This is a genomic window from Solidesulfovibrio sp. C21 (genome assembly GCF_047785625.1).
GTDB lineage: Bacteria > Desulfobacterota > Desulfovibrionia > Desulfovibrionales > Desulfovibrionaceae > Solidesulfovibrio.
Map to the genome: position 1 here is coordinate 1 of NZ_JBLODY010000076.1, position 19044 is coordinate 19044.

16 protein-coding genes are annotated in these 19044 nt (G+C 63.0%); 5 read left to right on the plus strand and 11 right to left on the minus strand.

Annotated features, from left to right (window positions below; translation table 11 throughout):
* Positions 1-86: 86 nt before the first annotated feature.
* Positions 87-1067 carry an MDR/zinc-dependent alcohol dehydrogenase-like family protein gene (locus tag ACMZ6R_RS17035; RefSeq protein WP_416113664.1) on the minus strand — a complete coding sequence of 327 codons (981 nt, stop codon included), beginning with the start codon at positions 1065-1067 and terminating at the stop codon, positions 87-89.
* A gap of 130 nt (positions 1068-1197) precedes the next feature.
* On the opposite strand from ACMZ6R_RS17035, the gene coaE reads away from it, so the two are divergent.
* Both coaE and ACMZ6R_RS17045 read left to right on the plus strand, forming a co-directional pair.
* Positions 1198-2850 carry a dephospho-CoA kinase gene (gene coaE / locus ACMZ6R_RS17040; RefSeq protein ID WP_416113666.1) on the plus strand — a complete coding sequence of 551 codons (1653 nt, stop codon included), beginning with the start codon at positions 1198-1200 and terminating at the stop codon, positions 2848-2850.
* Position 2851: 1 nt separating this feature from the next.
* Positions 2852-3577: a rhomboid family intramembrane serine protease gene (locus ACMZ6R_RS17045; protein ID WP_416113668.1), complete on the plus strand. Its 726-nt coding sequence runs from the start codon at positions 2852-2854 to the stop codon at positions 3575-3577.
* A 28-nt stretch (positions 3578-3605) separates the two neighbouring features.
* Here ACMZ6R_RS17045 and ACMZ6R_RS17050 read toward each other — a convergent pair whose 3' ends face one another.
* From ACMZ6R_RS17050 to ACMZ6R_RS17090, 9 genes are all read right to left on the minus strand, one after another.
* Positions 3606-4259 (minus strand): hypothetical protein, encoded by a 654-nt coding sequence (locus tag ACMZ6R_RS17050; RefSeq protein ID WP_416113670.1) that lies wholly within the window; start codon positions 4257-4259, stop codon positions 3606-3608.
* Between the two features lie 194 nt (positions 4260-4453).
* Positions 4454-5134 carry a LexA family transcriptional regulator gene (locus tag ACMZ6R_RS17055; protein WP_416113672.1) on the minus strand — a complete coding sequence of 227 codons (681 nt, stop codon included), beginning with the start codon at positions 5132-5134 and terminating at the stop codon, positions 4454-4456.
* A gap of 245 nt (positions 5135-5379) precedes the next feature.
* Entirely contained in the window at positions 5380-6078 is a 699-nt protein-coding gene (locus ACMZ6R_RS17060) for a LexA family transcriptional regulator (RefSeq protein ID WP_416113674.1), read from the minus strand.
* A gap of 855 nt (positions 6079-6933) precedes the next feature.
* The gene (gene hypF, locus ACMZ6R_RS17065) at positions 6934-9273 is read right to left on the minus strand and encodes a carbamoyltransferase HypF (protein ID WP_416113676.1); all 2340 of its coding nucleotides are present in this window, start codon (positions 9271-9273) and stop codon (positions 6934-6936) included.
* Positions 9274-9305: 32 nt separating this feature from the next.
* Positions 9306-10244 (minus strand): DUF362 domain-containing protein, encoded by a 939-nt coding sequence (locus tag ACMZ6R_RS17070; protein ID WP_416113678.1) that lies wholly within the window; start codon positions 10242-10244, stop codon positions 9306-9308.
* A 181-nt stretch (positions 10245-10425) separates the two neighbouring features.
* A complete protein-coding gene (locus ACMZ6R_RS17075) occupies positions 10426-10944 on the minus strand; it encodes a type 1 glutamine amidotransferase domain-containing protein (RefSeq protein ID WP_416113680.1) in 519 nt (172 codons plus the stop codon).
* Positions 10945-11105: 161 nt separating this feature from the next.
* Positions 11106-12551: a transferase gene (locus ACMZ6R_RS17080; RefSeq protein WP_416113682.1), complete on the minus strand. Its 1446-nt coding sequence runs from the start codon at positions 12549-12551 to the stop codon at positions 11106-11108.
* Entirely contained in the window at positions 12548-12982 is a 435-nt protein-coding gene (locus ACMZ6R_RS17085; RefSeq protein ID WP_416113684.1) for a response regulator, read from the minus strand. Before ACMZ6R_RS17085 ends, ACMZ6R_RS17080 begins: the two co-directional genes overlap by 4 nt.
* A 12-nt stretch (positions 12983-12994) precedes the next feature.
* Positions 12995-13375: a response regulator gene (locus ACMZ6R_RS17090; RefSeq protein WP_416113686.1), complete on the minus strand. Its 381-nt coding sequence runs from the start codon at positions 13373-13375 to the stop codon at positions 12995-12997.
* A 154-nt stretch (positions 13376-13529) separates the two neighbouring features.
* On the opposite strand from ACMZ6R_RS17090, the gene ACMZ6R_RS17095 reads away from it, so the two are divergent.
* Together ACMZ6R_RS17095 and ACMZ6R_RS17100 are read left to right on the plus strand one after the other, a co-directional pair.
* Positions 13530-15638, plus strand: coding sequence for a thioredoxin domain-containing protein (locus ACMZ6R_RS17095; protein WP_416113688.1), 2109 nt, complete (start codon positions 13530-13532; stop codon positions 15636-15638).
* A gap of 30 nt (positions 15639-15668) precedes the next feature.
* Positions 15669-16175, plus strand: a complete 507-nt coding sequence (locus ACMZ6R_RS17100; RefSeq protein ID WP_416113690.1) for a hypothetical protein — start codon at positions 15669-15671, stop codon at positions 16173-16175.
* A 186-nt stretch (positions 16176-16361) separates the two neighbouring features.
* Here the strand turns inward: ACMZ6R_RS17100 and ACMZ6R_RS17105 are convergent, their stop codons facing one another.
* Entirely contained in the window at positions 16362-18182 is a 1821-nt protein-coding gene (locus ACMZ6R_RS17105; RefSeq protein ID WP_416113692.1) for a methyl-accepting chemotaxis protein, read from the minus strand.
* A 304-nt stretch (positions 18183-18486) separates the two neighbouring features.
* Between ACMZ6R_RS17105 and ACMZ6R_RS17110 the strand changes: the two genes are divergently transcribed.
* A complete protein-coding gene (locus tag ACMZ6R_RS17110; RefSeq protein ID WP_416113694.1) occupies positions 18487-19029 on the plus strand; it encodes a hypothetical protein in 543 nt (180 codons plus the stop codon).
* The last annotated feature ends 15 nt before the right edge of the window (positions 19030-19044 follow it).

Genomic DNA, 19044 nt, shown 5'->3' on the forward strand with positions numbered 1-19044 from the left:
AGAGTTGGATAACATCCTGTGACCGTTAAAAGTCTTGGGAAGGGGGGCCTGGGGGGAAACCTTTCTTCAGAAAGGTTTCCCCCCAGTTAAAATTCCACCACCACCTTCAACGCGCCGGGGCGGGCGGCGGCGGCCATGGCCTGGGGAAATTCCGCAAAGGGGTAGACGGCTTCGACGAGGTGTGAGACGTCCACCAGCCTGTCGCGCAGAGAGGCTGTGGCCAGATGGAAATTGCCGCACCGCGAGCCGACGAGGCTGATTTCGTCCACCACCACCCGGGCCATGTTGACCGGGGTCGCGGCAAAGGTGGTGGTCTTGAGCACGATGGTCCCTTCCGGGCGCGTCAGGTCCAGGGCATGGGCCAGACCTTCGGGGCGGCCCGTGGCCTCGATGACCAGGTCGAAGCGACTGAATTCCTTGAGCAAGGCGGTGGTGAGGCCTTCATGGCTGTCGTGGCGGCGCGTGGCCACGCCCTGGGCGGCGGCAATGGCCAGTTTGCGGGCGTGGCGGCCGGCCAGGACGATGTCCGGGCACTGGTGGCGCAGGGCGCAAGCGGACAGGATGCCGAGCTTGCCGTCGCCAAGGACCAGCACGGCCATGTCGGCGGTGAGATGGAGCTGTTGCCCGGGTTCCAGGGCGGCGGCCAGGGGCTCGATGAACACCGCTTCGCGGTCCGTGACAGTGTCCGGGATTTCGTGAAGCAGCGAGACCGGCATGGTGACGTAGCGGGCGAACGCGCCGTCCTTGCCGGCGATGCCGAGCGTGGTGCGGTTGGGGCAGTGGCGCGGCCCGGCGGTCAGGCAGGTCGGGCAATGGCCGCAGCCCAGGTTGATTTCCGCCGTCACCCGCCGGCCGACCAGTTCCGAATTCCCCGGCGCCTCGGCCACGGCGGCCACGAACTCGTGGCCCGGGATGCCGGAAAACCCCATGTATCCCTTGAGCAACTCCAGGTCGGTGTTGCAGATGCCGGCCATGCGGACCTGAAGCAGCGCTTCGCCGGCAAGCGGCCGGGGATCGGGCCTTTCGACCACATGGACACTCCCGTTTTCAAAGACGACGGCCTGCATGGGCGGCTCCTTTTTTGTCTGGCGCAATCAGGGAAAACAACCTAACCAAATCATAAGCTTTGTTCAATTGATGCCCGGAAACGCCACCGGCGTGCAACGGATATCTTTATCAAGGCGATAAGAAGGCGTGATGCAACAAGACATGGTGTGCGAGGCGGTTTTCGATCCGGCAGACGACGGCGGGCGGGGCACGCGGCTGGATGTCTTCTGGAGTGTCCGGCTGGCCGGAGAGGACGTCACCCGGGCGCGGGTGCGCACGGCCATCGAGGACGGGCAGGCGACCGTGGACGGCGCTCCCTGCCGCAAACCCGGAACCAAGCTTCGCGGCGGTGAGGCGCTGACCCTGCGCCTGCCGAAACTCTCCAGCGAGACCGGGGCCGAGGCCGGGGCGCTGACCCTGCTCCATGCCGATGCGGATGTGGTCGTGCTGGACAAACCGGCCGGGCTCACCGTGCATCCGGCTCCGGGGCTGCCCGAGGGGACGCTGATCAACCGGCTCTTGTACCGTTTCCCGCAGCTTCACGACATGGCCGGCGAACGGCCGGGCATCGTCCACCGTCTGGACAAGGACACCAGCGGCCTGTTGCTGGTCGCCCTGACCGAATCAGCCAGGCAGGCCCTGGCCGCCGATTTCGCGGCGAGAAGGGTGCGCAAGACCTATCTGGCCCTGGTTCACGGCCGGCCCGAGCGGGACGGTGGGGATATCCGGTTGCCCATTGGCCGCGACCCCAGGAATCGGACCAAAATGGCGGTGGCGGCCAAAGGCGGGCGCGAGGCCAGAACCCGCTGGCGGCTGGTCTGGAGTGCGCCGGACGACTCGGCAAGCCTCCTGGAAGTGGACATTTTCACCGGCCGCACCCACCAGATCCGGGTGCATCTGGCGGCCATCGGCCATCCCATCGTCGGGGATGCGGTCTACGGCGCACTGCAACATACCGCCTGGAAACGCCGGCCAGGCATCCTGGCCCGGCTGGCCACGCGCCAGATGCTTCACGCCTGGAAACTGTCTTTTACCCATCCGGGTACCGGGGAGACGTGCTCCCACCGCTGCCCGCCGCCTCCGGATTTCTGGCGGTTGCTGCTGCTCCTTGGCCGTCGCTGCCAACGGGTGGGGCTGGTCGGCATGCCGGGCTGCGGCAAGTCGGCCTTGCTCAAGGTCTTTGAGGCGGCCGGCTATCCGGTCTTTTCCGCCGACGCGGCCGTGGGGAGGCTCTATGCCCCGGGAGGCGGCGGGGCGCACATGTTGGCCGGGCGCTTCGGCGAGAAGGCGCTCGGACCGGACGGGTCCGTCGACAAGGTCTGGTTGCTTACGCGGATGCTTGAAAACGAATCCTTCCGGCGGGAGGTCATGGAACTGGTGCATCCGCTGGTTCGGGCGGAACTGGATGCGTTCCTGCAAGCGAATGTCACGGCCCGGGTGGCCTTTGCCGAGGTGCCGCTGCTTTTCGAATCGGGTTGGCCTTGGCAGGACGTTGCGGATATGGTTGTCGGAGTTCGTTGTTCCTTGGGGACGCGCCGGGAGCGCCTCACCGGCGGGCGTGGCTGGGACGGGGATCTGGCCGACCGCATGGACGGCTGGCAGTGGCCCGAGGCGGCCAAGCTGGCCAAATGCCGGTTCGTGGTGGACAATGACGGCGACCTGGACAGTTTGACGCGTCAGGGACGGGATGTCCTGGACGGGCTGGCCGCGTTGCGTCGCCGGGAGGCGTTCGATCGCCTGCAATGGCTGCGGGATCGGGGCTATGCGCCGGGGCCGCTGCCCGCCAGCGGAGACGGGCAATGAAATGATACCGCTTCGTGACAATGTGCCCAGTTCGCGCCGGCCGCTTGTGACCTGGACGATCATTGCGCTGTGCGCGCTGCTTTTTCTCTTCGAGCAACTGCTGCCGAATCGTGTCCTGTTCGAGTTTTTGTATCTCTATGGCGTGGTCCCGGCGCGCTTCACCGATCCGGCCTATGCCGCCATCATGGGCTACCCCAAGGGCGGCTACGAATCCATGGTCACCTACATGTTTCTGCACGGCGGCTGGCTGCATTTCCTGCTCAACATGTGGGTGCTGTGGATATTCGCCGACAATGTGGAGGAGGCGCTGGGGCCGTTGCGGTTTGCCCTGTTCTACCTGGCCTGCGGCGTGATCGCCGTCTGCACCCACATTCTATTCAACTGGAACGCCACCATGCCGGTGATCGGGGCCTCCGGGGCCATCGCCGGGGTGATGGGGGCCTATTTCCGCCTGTTTCCCCGGGCCAGGGTGGTGACGCTCATTCCGATTTTCATCTTTCCCTGGATCATCGAACTCCCGGCCGTGGTTTTTCTGGGCATCTGGTTTTTCCTGCAACTGCTTTCCGGCGTCAGCGGCTCGGTCAGCGGCAGCGGGGCCAGCAGTGTCGCCTTCTGGGCCCATGCCGGCGGGTTCGTCGCCGGGCTCGGGCTTGTGCGCCTAATTTTGCCGCACGGCTGCGAGTTCTGCTTCGATCCGCGCAACCGGCGCTACGATCGGGAAGGATAGGGCGCGCTCGAGGCCCCGTCCTCTCCTTTCACAAGGCCTGCGCCACCCAGACGACACGCCCCACGATGCGGGCATGCCCGGTATCCCCGATCACCGCTTCCTCAAGCGGTATCCCGCTGTCCTCTCCCGTCGTTTCCCCGTCGTCGCCTCCTCCGTAGGGCAGCATGCGCACCACCAGCCCTTTGCCCAGGATATCCAGGGCGAACGGAGCGGTTTTTTCCCGCGCCTGCGGGGCGGCGGCCTGTGGCCTATCCCTCGCGTCCCGGCAGGTATCCACCACCAGATAGGCCCCTTTGTGGATGCGCGGTTCAAGGGCCGGACTGTCCATGCGGATCACGAACCGGCTCGGGCCGACGATACGGGGAGCCAGGGCGATGCGTTCGATCTCGCGTAACTGCCAGTGGCCCGTTCGGGGATGGGTGACGGCCATGGCGAAAACCGGGGTCATGGCCACCGGACAATCGGGCGGGGCGTCCCGGCCCTTGCCCTGGAAGATCCAGTCCGGATCGAGATCGTATTCGCGGCAATGGCGCATGATCCATGAACTGAAGGCGGCCGCATCCATTTCGGCCGTCAAGGCGCTCGTGAGAAGGTCCAGGCGGTTGGCGCCGTCGTTGGCCCCCCTGGCGCAAAGGGCTGTCTTCAATCGGGCGAGAATGGCGTCACGTGCTTGTTGTCCCATGTGAACCCCCGGTTTTCCAACACAATAAGCACGAATGATTTATATGTAAATATATTTGATACTATATATTAATAAACAATCCTTTCAGATATTCCGCACCGGGCTGTCCAGGCGTGGAACACAAAAAAAGCCGTCTCCACCCAGGATACGGCAATGCTATAATGCGCGCGGCAGAAACGGAATGAAAAGAAGGCTCAGATTTCCTGGATGACCCAGATCGCCTTACCGACAGGGGTGATCCCAGGGGTTTCCAGGGGAAGATGCTGCGCCGGGTGGGAGGGGTTGTCAGCGAGCAGGGAGAGCCGCTTGGCTTCGAGATCGCGCACGACGCGTTTGATGACGAGTCCCTCGCCGGGAAAGTCGAGGGCATAAATTTCGCCGGTGCGCATACGCACGACGTCGCAATCGATGCCTACATAGGCGCCGTGGCGGATGACCGGCTCCATGCCGGCGTTGTCCATTTTGACCACGAGCAAGTGCGGCCGCGACAGCGACTCGATAAGCGGGATGCTTTCCAGGCTTTCCCGCTGCCAAGCCCCGGTTTCGGGATCGGTGCGGGCCATGGCATACACGGTCGTGCGCGTGGGCGCGGCCGCGTATTCGTGGGCGGTTTCGTGCACGCCAGGCACGCCCTCGGCCATGGCAAAGCCCTCCCGCCGGGAAGCGGGCTTCTGCCCGTATAAAATCCAGTCCGGCTCCAGACCGCAGGCCCGGTACAGCGTGATGAGCCAGCCATCGGGGATGGTATTTTTCTTTTTGGCGTCGGAAATGCTGGATTGCTTGATGCCGAGCAGGGTTGCGATCTCCGTCTGGGTCCGGGTCTTCGTGGCCGCCTGGATCCTGGCATAAGCGTCTTCGAAGGTATCGGGCTTCACACAGCCTCCTGCATGGCGGTGTTTTGCATGGCAGGTTTTATAAAGCAACTTACTGTAAAAAATAGTTCTGTATCTATAATAGTCGTAACTGATACACGATTTCCCGGAACGCGTCAACGCGCCGGCGAAATAGAGAAATCGCAGTATGGCGGGGAGAAGAACGTCCCGGCGGGCGAGCCGGGAACAGGCGTAGCGTTGCGCTGTTCCCGGCGCTGCCGCGGGACGGGCGGCGTCTTCCGGCGGGGCTATAGTTCCTGGAAAACCCAGGTGACACGGCCGACAACACGCTCGGCCGCGCCGTCGGCGGGAATGCACTGATCGGCATAGGTCTGGTTTTCCGAGCGCAGAATGAGCCGGCTGTTTTCGGCATCGTGCACGATACGTTTGATGATCAGACCTTCCATGGGCATGTCCAGGGCGTACAGGCCGCCAGAACGAATGGTCTTGCGGTCCTTGTCGATGCCCACATAGGCTCCACGATGGATGACCGGTTCCATGTCGCTCTCGTCCATGCGCACGATGACCAGAGATGCCTTATGGAATTGTTCCGGAACGGCCAATGTTTCCGCGCTGGCGACGGTTGCGTCTTCCTGTTCCGGTTCCGGCGTGGACATGGAGGCTACGGGCATCTGGTAATACTTGGGCTTGCGGCCGTAGCTGTCGCCGGATTCCCGCACATGCAGGGCACCGCCACGCTTATCGCCCAGAAACTGCGGCTGTTCTCCGTCGATGATCCAGTTGGGATTGAGGTTGTATATCTGGTACAACTTGATCAGCCAACTGTCCGGAATGGATTGACGGCGCTTGGCGTCGGAAATGCTGGACTGACGGATATCGAGCATCTTGGCGATCTCCACCTGGGTGCGCATGCCCGTCGCCTGCTTGATCCGGTCGAACGCTTCGTCAAAGCGGTTGATGGTTTCCTGAGGGGTCCCTTCGTTCATAATGCCTCCGAGCACATCGGTTATCGTCAACTATCCGTGGCGGGACGCCCGTATGGGGCGGCGGTTTCTTTTTCGCCACGAATATCGCGCTTTCGTCAGTTATTCCGCATTGCCTCTGCCACACATCCGACGGCCGACGACATTGACCGGCAACGGCTGCTGGAAAATACGATCTTCAATAATCGGTGGGAGATTTTCAGGACATTTTGGGAACGGCATATAAGTCAGTACCTGCCAAGCCGATCGCAAGTGCAATATTATGAATGCTGCGAAAGTATAAGTCAAGAATACAAGTGGCAGGAGGTTAATCCTCCGATTCCGAGGCGCATTGCACTGCTACGATCCGGCGAAGCGTTGGCATGTTAACGGTAGGATATGAAAAGCACTATGCCGAGGGCCCCAGTTCCCTTTGGGATACGCCTGAAAAGGAAATCTATCCTTTGTCGCAACACGTGTTTGGTCGTGTGTCCCATTGGGCCGCGCATTTGTTCGTGGCAGCAAACGGTCGCTTCGAGGGGGAAAGTGAGGTGTGATAAGCGACTCGCCCGATTGCTCGTCGTCGGCCCGCTGCGACGAGGAGCACGTCTGCCGGACAGGCGAGGGCTGCCGACCGTATGGCAACACGCATCTTCTGGCCTCGTGTTGCGCCCCTGGAAGGATTCTCTACGGGTTTTGGTGGCAACACATTTGAACTATTATTCTTTTCTTGAAAATACGCGCTACGGCCGTATCGGCAACCACGCAGGATATCGGACCGGCGAATGCGTACGTCGCTTCGATGAAGCTGTCAATAATTTTCTACTAATCGAATAGATAATAACGATCTATAGCTTGATTAAAAATATGTAAAAAGTGTCATCGCGTCACGAAAACTCCATAGAAAGCTTGCCCCAGGCTGAGGCCACCGTCGTTGGATGGGACCCTTCTCTGGCTGAGCGGGATCAGGCCCCGTTTCCGCAAGGCTGGCGGCAGGAGCGTCGCAATCGTTCGATTTTGCAGCACCCCACCTGAAAGCGCCACCCGGGCGATGCCCGTACGTGCGGCCATTTCTCCGGCCAGGGCGGCCAGACCCGCGACAAGACCAAGATGAAACCGGCGGGCGATACGGCCTGCGGATTCCCCCCGCGCCGCGTCCGTTGCCGCCTGCCGGAACAGCTCCAGCGTTTCCAACCGCGCCGGGTTTGCGGACAGGTCGACGGGGCAGGCATACGGTCGCGTTTCCGCCATGTCCTGGACACGCTCCAGCAGGATGGCCGCTTGCCCTTCGTAGTCGATGGTCTGGCACACGCCGATGGCCGCCGCCACTGCGTCGAAGAGCCGGCCGCAGCTTGTGGTCACCGGGCAGTTGAGGCCTTTTTCCAGCATGGTCCCGACAAGCCGCGTGGCGCTTTCCCGGCCCGTGATCCAGGGCCACGGCAGGCCGTCGCCCGGCGCCTTGTCGCCCAAAAGAAAATGGCAGGCCTGGGCAATGCGCCAGGGTTCGCGCACGGCCGCATCCCCGCCGGGCAGGCGCATGGGCGCGAAATGTCCCAACCGCTTATGGGTTCCCGCGCCCGGATCGACGAGCAGGCATTCCCCGCCCCAAAGCGTGCCGTCCTCGCCAAGGCCCGTGCCGTCCAGGGCCAACCCCAGGACCGGCTCCCTGAGGCCATGCTCGGCCAGGACGGCGTAGATGTGGGCGACATGGTGCTGCAGGCGCAGCACCGGCACGGCGTTTTGTTCCAGGGCGAAGCGGGTGGAGGGGTAATCCGGGTGCAGATCGGCCACCAGCGCCTCGGGCCGCACCTTGAGCACCCCTTGCAGATGGTCCAGGATCTCCTCGTAGAACCCGAAGGCTTCCAGGGATTCCAGGTCGCCGATGTGCTGGCTGACAAAGGCCTGGTTGCCCTTGGTCAGGCACAGCGTGGCCTTGAGCATGGGCCCCAGCCCGGCGACCGGCGGCCCGGACACGGGCAGAATGACGGGACTGGGCACGTAGCCCCTGGCCCGGCGCAGAAACATGTGCCGCGGCGTATGCCCGCCGTCCGGGGCGACATCGGCTTCCAGGGGCCGGACCACGGAATCGTCGGTGCGGATCAGGATGTCCCGGTTATGCAGGAGAAAAATGTCGGCGATGGCGGCAAGTCGGGACAGCGCCTCGCGGTTGCCCAGGCTGATGGGCTCGCCGCCGGCATTGCCCGAAGTCGCAACCAGCGCCGCCGGACGGTCCCCGCCGATGGCCGCGGCAAAGTCGCCAAGCAGGAGGTGGTGCAGGGGCGTGTAGGGGAGCATGATGCCGATTTCGGTGGTATCCGACGCGATGGCCGGCGATAGCCCGTTTTTCGGGCGCACGGGCACGAGGGTGATGGGCCGCGCCGTGCCGGTGAGCAGTTCCCGGGCGCGCGGGCCCACCTCCCCGATGCGTTCGGCTGTGTCGAGGTTTGACACCATGACCGCCAGGGCCTTGGACGGCCGGTGTTTGCGTTGGCGCAGTTCCCGCACGGCCGCATCGTTGGTCGCGTCGCACAGCAGATGGAAGCCGCCGAGTCCCTTGACGGCCGCGATGGCCCCGTCCGCCAGGGCCCGGGCAAGACGCCTGATGGCCGCATCGCCCTCGGCCAGGCGTGTCCCCGAGGCGTCCGTCAGCCAGACCTTCGGCCCGCACACCGGGCAGGCGTTGGGCTGGGCATGGAACCGGCGGTCGGCCGGGTCGGCGTATTCGGCGGCGCAGTCCGGGCACAGCGGGAAACAGGCCATGGAGGTGGTTTCCCGGTCGTAGGGCACGCTGCGGGTGATGGTGTAGCGCGGCCCGCAGTTGGTGCAGTTGGTGAAAGGATAGCGGTAGCGCCGGTTGGCCGGGTCGGTCATGTCGGTCAGGCAGTTGGGACAGGTGGCCACGTCCGGGCTTATAAGCACCTCATGGCCGCTGCCGGGAGCGCTTTTGTCGATGCGAAACGCCGTCTCGCCGCTTGGTTCGGCCGGGGTTTGGTCGTGATGGAGAATGCGGGCCAGGGGCGGAATCTCCGCCGGCAGGCGGCGGCCGAAAGCGGCGACCGCGTCCGTCGTGCCCTCGACCTCGATAACCACGCCCTCAGGCGTGTTCTGGACGAATCCCCCGAGTTCAAGCTCCCGGGCCAGCCTGTAGACGAATGGGCGAAATCCCACACCCTGGACCTGGCCGGCCACAAGGTGGCGGCAGCGTGCGCGTATTGGCATGGGGGGAGAAGGTAGCCGTCTTTGACCGCGTGTCAACGGGACCTGGGGGTACGGCCAAAAGTGAGCATGAGGCTGCGCAGCCGGCCCGTGACGAAACGTTTGGGCTCGAAGCAAAGCGGCGAAAGCGCGGCGGGGAGCTCGAAACCGGCGATATCGAAGGCGTCCGGCCGCTCCATGGGGAAAACGAGGTCCTCGGCCTTTGCTCCCGGAAGTCCCAGGACGTTGGCCTGCGCCCAGAGCGGAATGTCCTCTGGCGCGAGCCCGAACCGGGTGTAAACGGCCGTATCCAGGGCCACCGGATTGGCCGCCGCCGCCAGCATCCCCAAGGGAAACGCCTCGCCGTAGGCCGGGCCGTGCTTGTGCATGGCCGTGATGCCGTCCAAAAGCGAGGTCGTGGGTGGCAAGGCGGCCAGGACGTCCAGGATCATCCGGGCAAACCGGCCCCGGTCCTTGCCCAGGCGCTGGTGGGCCATCGATTTGCGAAATCCGCAGACGCAGCCGAAGAAATTTTTGACCGCCAGCGTCAGCCCCATCTGATCGTGGCATTTGAACCGGGCCACGCTCACGATGTGGTCCGTCTCCAGGGCCAGCCGGGAAATGCCGATGCGCCCCCCATGCGCCAACCGCATTTGGCGCGGCCCGTTCAGGCTGGTCACCGTTACCGGCAGGCGGGCGAGCGCCTCGGTAAGCCCCGACAGCCTGGCCATGATGCGCCCTGTGCCAAACGCCGGGGAATCGGCCACGGTCACGATCGCCCCCAGAGCCAGCAGATGCCGGCAGACCGCCCGCACGACACGCGGCTCGGAACAGGACAAGGCCATATTGCGGGGCGCTACGAGATTGGGCTTGACCAGCACCGTGTCGCCGCGTCCGACCGGGCATCCGGCGGACGTCAGCAGTTCGGCCACGACAGCATCCAGCTCCGGCGCGTCGTAGCCGGCGAAACGGCGTAGGAAAACGGCATGCGGCATTGCGGGGAGTCCCTCCATGTGTTGGCGGCGGCGGGGGCTCCGCCCCCCCGATGCCTCTCTCCCCCTCTTCCCTCCTAGTGTCGCGTTCTCGAAATTCGTGCATACAAATTTTGAGAATAATATATTAAAATAATTATTTTTTCTCTAAAAAATATTGTCATATTTTTTAGAGAACGCGACACTAGCCGACCTTGCGCATGACTTCGCGCATGAAGTCGGGCAGGTCGCCGGGTTCGCGGGAGGTGACGAGGGGGCCGTCGACCACCACGGACTTGTCTTCATAGAGCGCGCCGGCTTCCTTGAGTTCGTTGGCGACGGTCTTGTAGCAGGTGGCGTGGCGGCCGCGCAACAGCCGGGCGGTGACCAGGATTTGCGGGCCATGGCAGATGGCGGCGATGGGAATGCCGGAGGAGGCAAAGTCGGTGGCGATATCGATGACCTTGAGGATCTTTCGCAGGGTTGCCGGGGCCTTGCCGCCGGGCAGCACGAGCAGGCTGTAGCCGCACGAACCGGCCGATTCCACGGCGGCGACGCCGAGGTTGGCCTTGACCGTGTAGCCGTGCTTGCCGGTGATCTCCCCGGCCTCGGGCGCGGCCAGATCGACGTGGAAGCCGGCTTCCTGGAGACGGTAGAGCGGGTAGAGCAGTTCGGTATCTTCGAAATTGTCGGCCGATATGATGAGGGCTTTTTTGGCGTTCATGGCGTCGCTCCCGTTGTTTCGGGGTGACGGAACTGTCAACTCCAACCTCCAGTATATGCGACAGACGAGGCCGCTTGGCAACAGGGGGGTACGGGCCATGAAAAACGCCCCGGGCCGGAGGGAAATCCGGGGCCGGGGCGTCGGGTGCGGGTGATGCGGGGCTACATGCAGAGGTCGTCCGGGCACAAGGGGAAGATGCGTATGTTCGGGTAGACACCCTTGAAGCCGCCTTCCACGTAGGGCTGGATGAGGTTGTAGGTAATGTTTTTGGTTTTCTGGGCATGGCCGAGGTTGTCCTTGCCGTCGTAGTAGGCCCCGTTATCGTGGAGGATATGGTGGATGCGGTGCTGGAAGGCACGGATGAAGCGTTCGCCGTTGCCGCTGAAGGTCATGGGGCCGATGGCGACCTCGCCGTCGATTTTGGCGAAGTCTTCGATGGACACGGCCTGGGTGGCCAGGTCGGATTGTTTGGTCACATAGCCCCAGACGACGTATCCGGGCGGGATGGTGACGGGCTCGACCAGGTCGATGATGGTATGGGGCACGATGACCGCGCCTTCGCCCACGGTGAGCGGGGCTTCGGGCGTGCCGCGCAGGAAGGAGTTGAAGCCGACGAAGACGTTGGTGCCGAGCCGGCTGCCGATGATCTTGGCTCCGTGGGCCGTGACGTCGTAGCCTTCGAGGACCGAATCGACCACGTAGCTGTTTTCCTGGGCATTGGCCCCTTTACCCAGATAGGCGTTTTCCAGGTAGGCGCGTTGGGCCACCAGGACGTTTTCGCCGATGCTGGTTTCGCCCTTGACCACGGCGTAGCGGGAGACGAAGGAGCCACGGGCGTAGGATTCGGGCCGCGAGGCATAGAGGAAGCCGAAGACCCGTTCGAAATCGCGCTTGTGGCTGTCCACGAAGTCCATGAACAGTCCCTTGGCGCGTTCGTTCGGTGCGACGGAGATATAGCGGGACACGATTTCCGGCGCGTAATTGTAGATGAACTCGTCGCCGGATTTATTGCGAATCCAGATATGCCCGGGTTCGATCACCGAGGGTTGCAGGTCGGCTACCTGGACGTAGGCGTAGGCCCCGATGCAGCTGTTTTGCACGGTGCACAAGTCGATGGTGCAAAAGGGGCCCAGAAAGGAACCCATGACCGGGGAGCCATGGATGTTGGCGTAGGACAGGGCCACGGTGTTTTTGATGAGGAATTCCTCGGGAAACTCGGGATCGTGGCTGAAACTGTGGATGAGTGTCTTGTTGAGGAAGCTGTCGACGATCTTGATGACCTCGTCGCTGTGCAGCCGGACGTTGGTGCCGTCCACACTGAAGCCTTTGGACAGGGATTTGAGTTCATCGCCGCGGACGTCGCATTTGTACATCACGGAATGCTGCACGTCGCATTTACCGAAGAAGTAGGAGCCGGCCAGGGAGGAGCACTGGAAGTTGAAGAACAGGGGGTGCTCGGTGGAGACGGCGTAAAACGCGTAGAACTGCGCGTACTTTTCCTGGGGAACCGCGCCGCTGACATACGGGCCGACGTCGATGGAACTGCGCCGCAGGTTGATGTTGGTGCGATTGATGACGTTATTGAGAATTCGTTGCAGCTGCTTCATCCCCTGGTCTCCGCCGGATCGGCCGCGTTGGAGCCGTCGTTGGCAAAACGCGGGTTGCTGGCCGCCCGGGACAGGGCCTTTTGCACCACTTCGAAGAGGTGGTGGATGTCGCAGGGCTTGCTTAAGTACTCCACGGCCCCCAGGCGCATGCCCTCCAGCGCATATTCCACGGTGGGGTAGCCGGTGACGATGATCGATTCGAGCCCGGGGCGCATGGATTTGAGCGCCGTGAGCGTTTCGATGCCGTTTAAGCCCGGCATGTTGACGTCGAGCACGGCCACGGCCACGGCCGGGTCGCGTCGCACGATGTCGATGGCTTCCTCGCCGGAGGCGGCGGTCAGCACCGAGAGCCCCTGCTTGGTCAACCAGCTCGAGAGCGCGAATCGGAGGTTTTCCTCGTCATCGACCAGCAAAACGGTTTTCATGGTCATGGCCTTCCCCTTTTACCGGGCGTCGGCGCGCGCCAGCGCCTCCATCACCCGTGCGTACAACTCTTCCATGTCGCAGGGTTTGGACAGAAATTCGTAGGCCCCCAGGCGCATGCCTTCCAGGGCACTTTCCACTGAAGGATAGCCGGTGAGGATGAGCGCCTCCACTTCGGGGCGCATGGATTTGATGGCCTTGAGGGTTTCCAGGCCGTCGAGGCCCGGCATGTTGATGTCGAGCACGGCCAGGGCGATATCCTTGTCGTCACCCAGGACGGACAGGCCTTCCTCGCCCGATCCGGCCGTTTTCACGGTCAGTCCCCGGGCCTTCAGGCGCTTGGCCAGAACAGCCGTCAATCCCGCCTCGTCGTCGACCAGAAGCACCGTTTTTCCCGCCATGGATCGCTTGCTCCCGATTTCACAATAAGATCGGATTCCATACCGTGGAATAGGAAAAGCTTCAAGGAGAAACGGCGCCCGGTACGGGCGGTCGGCTCCGGCGCAACGGTTGCAAAAGACGCCTTCCCTGTTACAAAGCCCCAGGGAGGACGCCATGTCGCGCAAAGCCAACCGCTTAATCAACGAAAAGAGCCCTTATTTGCAGCAGCATGCCTACAACCCCGTGGACTGGTATCCCTGGGGCGAAGAGGCTTTCGCCTTGGCCAAGGCCGAGGACAAGCCCATATTCCTGTCCATCGGCTATTCCACCTGCCACTGGTGCCATGTCATGGAGCGCGAGAGCTTCGAGGACGAGGACATCGCGGCGCTGATGCGGGTCATCGTGGTGGCGATCAAGGTCGACCGGGAGGAGCGCCCGGACCTGGACACGCTTTTCATGACGTTTTGCCAGGCGCTCACCGGCCGGGGCGGCTGGCCGCTGAACGTGTTCCTGACCCCGGACGGCCAGCCTTTTTTCGCCGGCACCTATTTCCCCAAGGAATCAGGGATGGGGCGCACCGGCATGCGCGAACTGCTCCAACGCGTCCACATGGCCTGGCAGAGCAACCGGCAGGCGGTCATCGGCAACGCGGCCCAGCTTCTCGGCGCGGTGCGCGACCAGATCACGACCCACGACGCAGCGGTCCCAGCCGAGCCCGGCCTAGCCGAGTTGGAGGCCGCGGGCAAGGATCTGGCCGCCGCCTTTGACGCCGAAAACGGCGGCTTCGGCGGGGCGCCCAAGTTTCCCACACCCCACAACATGTTGCTTTTGCTTCGCGAATACCGCCGGACCGGAAATCTGGACCTCCTCGCCATGGTCACGGCGACGCTCTCCGCCATGCGGCGCGGCGGCGTGTACGACCATGTCGGCTTCGGCTTCCACCGCTACAGCACCGACGCGGGCTGGCTGGTGCCCCATTTCGAAAAGATGCTCTACGACCAGGCGCTTTGCGTCATGGCCTGCGTCGAGGCCTGGCAGGCGACGGGCGAAGCCTGGCTCAAGGATACGGCGCTTGAGGTCCTGGAGTATGTCCGGCGCGACCTGACGAGTCCCGATGGGGTGTTTTACAGCGCCGAGGACGCGGACAGCGAAGGGGTCGAGGGCAAGTTCTACCTCTGGAGCGAAGCGGAAATCCGTGAGGCGCTGCCCCCAGAGGATGCCCGGCTTGTCATCGACGTTTACGGCGTGGAGGCGGCCGGGAATTTCCGCGACGAAGCCACGGGCGTGGCCACCGGAGCCAACATCTTCCATCTGCCTCGGTCGCTGACGGATGTTGCGGCGGGGATGGATACAACCGTTGCCGCGCTGGTCGCGCGCCTGGAAACGTGCCGCGCCGCGCTGCTGGCCGTTCGGGAAAAGCGGGTACGCCCGCTTTGCGACGACAAGGTGCTGACGGATAACAACGGACTGATGCTGGCCGCTTTGGCCAAGGCGGCCCGGGCGTTCAATGATGAGGGGCTTGCCGCGCTGGCGGTTGCGGCGGCGGATTTCCTTCTGGAAAAGATGACCTTGCCCGGGGACCGGCTGTTGCACCGGCTGCGCCAGGGCGAGGCGGCCGTGGCGGGACTGCTCGATGATTACGTCTTTTTGGCCTGGGGCCTTGCCGAACTCTACCAGACCGTGTTCGCGCCGCGTTACCTCAAGCGGGCCGTGGCCCTCACCAAGGCCGTGATCGCCCATTTCGGCGACGCGGACGGCGGATTCTTTCTGGCTCCGGACGACGGCGAGACGCTGCTTTTGCGCCAGAAGACCTTTTACGACGCGGCCGTGCCCTCGGGCAACAGCGTGGCTTTTTTCGTCCTGACCACGCTGTTCCGCCTGACCGGCGAGAAGTCGTTCCGGGAGGAAGCGGCAAAGCTTGCCAAGGCGGCGGGGGGGCGCGTGGCCGAGCATCCCTCGGGCTATGCCTTTTTCCTGTGCGGCCTGTCCCAGATGCTGGCCCCGGCGGCCGAGGTGACCCTGGCCGGCGATCCCGACGCGGCCGACACCCAGGCCCTGGCCCGGACAATCTTCGACCGCTACCTGCCCGAAGTGGCGGTGGTGCTGCGCCCGGCCGGAGAGGATGACCCGGAAATCGCGGCCATCGCGCCTTATACCCGGTTCCAACTGCCCCTTGGCGAGGCGGCGGCGGCCCATGTCTGCCGGGCCGGCTCATGCCAGCCGCCCACGGCCGACGCGGCGGCGATGCTTGCACTTCTTGGCGCGGACGGCGGTGGCCGGTGAGGCGGTTAAAGAACGCTGGTGGAGGGTTGTATGCGGATTGAGGCGCGTTACGTGATCGCTTTTCTATTGGTTCTGTCCATGGCGCTCCTGGCCGTCATGGTCCCGGGAGGCCCGGTGGAGACGCGCGGTTTTTCCGTGCTGTCTCCTGTGGCGGTGCTCACATTCAACACGTTTCTCACCACCCTTGGCATAGGCAGCCTGGTCGTGGCGTATTGGGCGTTTCGTGGGCGGCGGGCGGCTTTCGTGGAAGCGGCGCTTTGCGGCCTCCTTTACGCGCTTGTGTATCTGCTCGATCTGGCCGGGATTTTCCCGGTCTCGGCCGATCCCATGCCGCCTCTCTTAACGGTGCTGGAAATCTGCGGCCTGCTCGTCGCGATCCCGCTGGTCGTCCTGTCCCTCAGGCGCGCCAAGGCCATGGACCAGGACACTTCCGCCCGGCGTTTCGGACTCAGCCGGCAAGTCGTCTTTGTCCTGGCGCTGGTCCTTCTCGGGGCGGGCGGCATCATTTATTTCGCCACAAAGGCCGCCCTGCGCTGACCTTGGCTCGCCCCATCGCAAGCACAAGCCCCCGGTCGCAATCACGGCCGGGGGCTTTATTGTTCACTCACTGGGGGAAGCAAGGCTTCGAAGCCTTATTAAAAGGTTTAGGAAGGGGAGAGCGCGAGAGGGGAAACCCTTTTTAAAGGGTTTCCCCTCTCGCATTCTCTTCCCTCTTCTCACTCCTTATGCCAGAGCGCGGCGGCGGCCGGCGTGGGGCAGGGACTTGGGACCGGCGGCCGCGCCGCCCGATCCCTGCATCTCCTGGACCATGGTGTTGAGTTCCTGGGCCTGCTGGGCCAACTCGCCCACGGCCTGGGAGGACTGGCGCAGGGCATCCATGGTTTCCGAGGCGATGCGGTTGACCTCCTCGACCGAGCGGTTGATTTCCTCGCTGGCCGAGGACTGCTGTTCCGAGGCCGTGGCAATGGAGCGGACCTGATCGGCGCTGGCGTCGACCAGGCTGACGATCTCGTGCAACATCTCCCCGGACTTGCCGGCCAGGGTGGTGGCCTCGCCGATGGCGCCGACCGACTGGGCCACATTGTCGTAGTTTTTGCGGGTGCCGGATTGGATGCCGCCGATGGCCTCGCCTACTTCCTTGGTGGCCGTCATGGTCTTTTCGGCGAGCTTTCGCACCTCGTCGGCGACCACGGCGAAGCCGCGTCCGGCCTCGCCGGCCCGAGCCGCCTCAATGGCGGCATTGAGGGCCAGCAGGTTGGTCTGGTCGGCGATGTCGGAGATGACGTTTAAGATCTGGCCGATGTTTTCCGCCTGCTTGCCCAGGATGCCCATTTCCTCCAGGGATTGGCGGGAATTGGTGTTGATCTGCTCCATGAAGGCGACCATTCGGCTCACGGCGTTCGAGCCCTCCTCGGCCTTGCCCCGGGCCTGGGCCGAGGTCTCCGCCGCCTGGGAGGCGTTTTTGGCCACTTCCAGCACCGTGGCGTTCATTTCCTCCATGGCCGTGGCCGTCTCGCCCAGCCGTCGCGACTGGTCTTCCGCGCCCTGGCTGGATTGCTCGACCTGGGCCGAAAGCTGTTGCGAGGCCGAGGACAGGATATCGACCACGGAGGACAGACGCTGGGCCGCCTGCAACATGCCTTCGGCCTTGGCGTTTTCGGCTTCGAGACGGGCCTTGTCGGCGGCTTCGGTGGCTTGATGGGCCTTTTTCGCTTCCTCGGCCGCTTCGGCCGTCTTTCCGTCCGCTTCCGCGATTTTCAGCTTCAGGTTCTCCACCATCTGCTTGAGCACGGCGAACACCCCGCCGTCGCCCGTGTGGTCCTTGAAGCGAATGTCCATCTCGCCGGCCGCGATGCGACTGGCCACTTCATGCAGATAGGCCGGGTCCTCGCCGAGCTGACGCGAAACACCGCGTATGATCACGGCGCACACGGCCAAGCCGATCAGCGTGGAGGCGATCGCAAGTATGATGAGCATGGTGCGGCCCTGGTTGTAAGCCGTGTTGCCGGCGATGGCCGAAGTCTTGGCGCCTTCCTTATTGATCTGGATAAGTTTGCCCAACTCTTCGGTCACGTTGGTAAAGGACTCTTTCGACTCCCCTTCGGCCAACGCTTTGGCTTTTTCGTTTTCATTTTGGCGCGAAAGGTCAAGAAGACGTGTGGCTACTGTTTTATACTGGGCAAAATCCTTTTGAAATTGATTGAAGATGTTGCGCTCGTGGTCTGAACTGATGAGCTTTTCGTATGTTGAGATCTGGTCGTTTGTCTCTTTGTCAACGGAAGCTATCATTAAGTCGTATTTTTCTATGCTGGCTTTGTCGGTGGAAAGGATATGCATCAATTCCATACGGTATGAAGTATCAATCGAATTTTTGATATTCGCGAGGGCATCCACACTTGGAAGCCAGTTTTGCGAAAGGTCTATGATATTGGAGTTTGTGTTCGACAGGAGATATATGGCCGTGACATTGCTAAAAATGAGCAATACTATCAGTAAACCGAAAGAAAGGACGAGCTTCGTCGAGAGGCGTATTTTTGAGCGCATGGTTTCTCCTGGCGTTGTCAAGTGGCATTGCGCGGGTGCGCCAAACAACCTGCGACTTCCGTAGGCTTGGCAGGCCTGTTCACGGTGGAATTTCTGCGGGAACGAAGCCGCCCTGGCGAAACAACATCCAGGCGGAAGAGATAACTTCGCGTCACATGTTAGAACAAAATAACTGCGAAAGCAAGAGGGGTGCCTTGCCGGAGATGGTTGCAATGACACTACGCGACTGGCTTTTGCCCGGTCAGGTCTTGAGGTTGCGGCCTCGCTGGGCTACATCCGGGCGAATTCGATAGGGGAGGAGAGTTTGGGCAAGATCAACATGGAAAAGCTCGATCCCAATCCGGAGTTCGATCTTTTTTTGTTTCTCAAGGTTTCCGGGGCGGCCAAGGTGGAGCAGGCGCAGTGCGACCTGTGCCTTGAGCATTGGGACGCTTTCAAAGAGCACCTGAAAGGCTACCGGTTCTCGGCTCCCGGCGCGCGTCGGGGAGTGGTGCTTTTTTTCCTGGAGCCCGTGGCCGAGGGCCTGGTCGAGGAAGCCTGGACGCGTTCGCCGTCGGAAGGCTTCGCCCTGCACAACTTGGCCGTGTCCATGGTCATGGGAGCGGCGGCGCAATGCGTGCCGGAAATCGAGGCCGGTTTCTGCGCGCCGCTGCCTACGCCCGACCGCGATCTCAAACGTCGCCTGGAGCGGCTGGGTCTGGTCTGGAACGATGCCGGCAGCGTCAGCGTCCAATACGCCGTCATGACCCACGATCCCTACGCCGGGGGCTGCGCCGTGTGCCACCTGCGCGCTTCCTGCCCCAAAAGCGAGGCCGGGGTTAAAGAGACCGGGGGGAAACCTTTCTGAAGAAAGGTTTCCCCC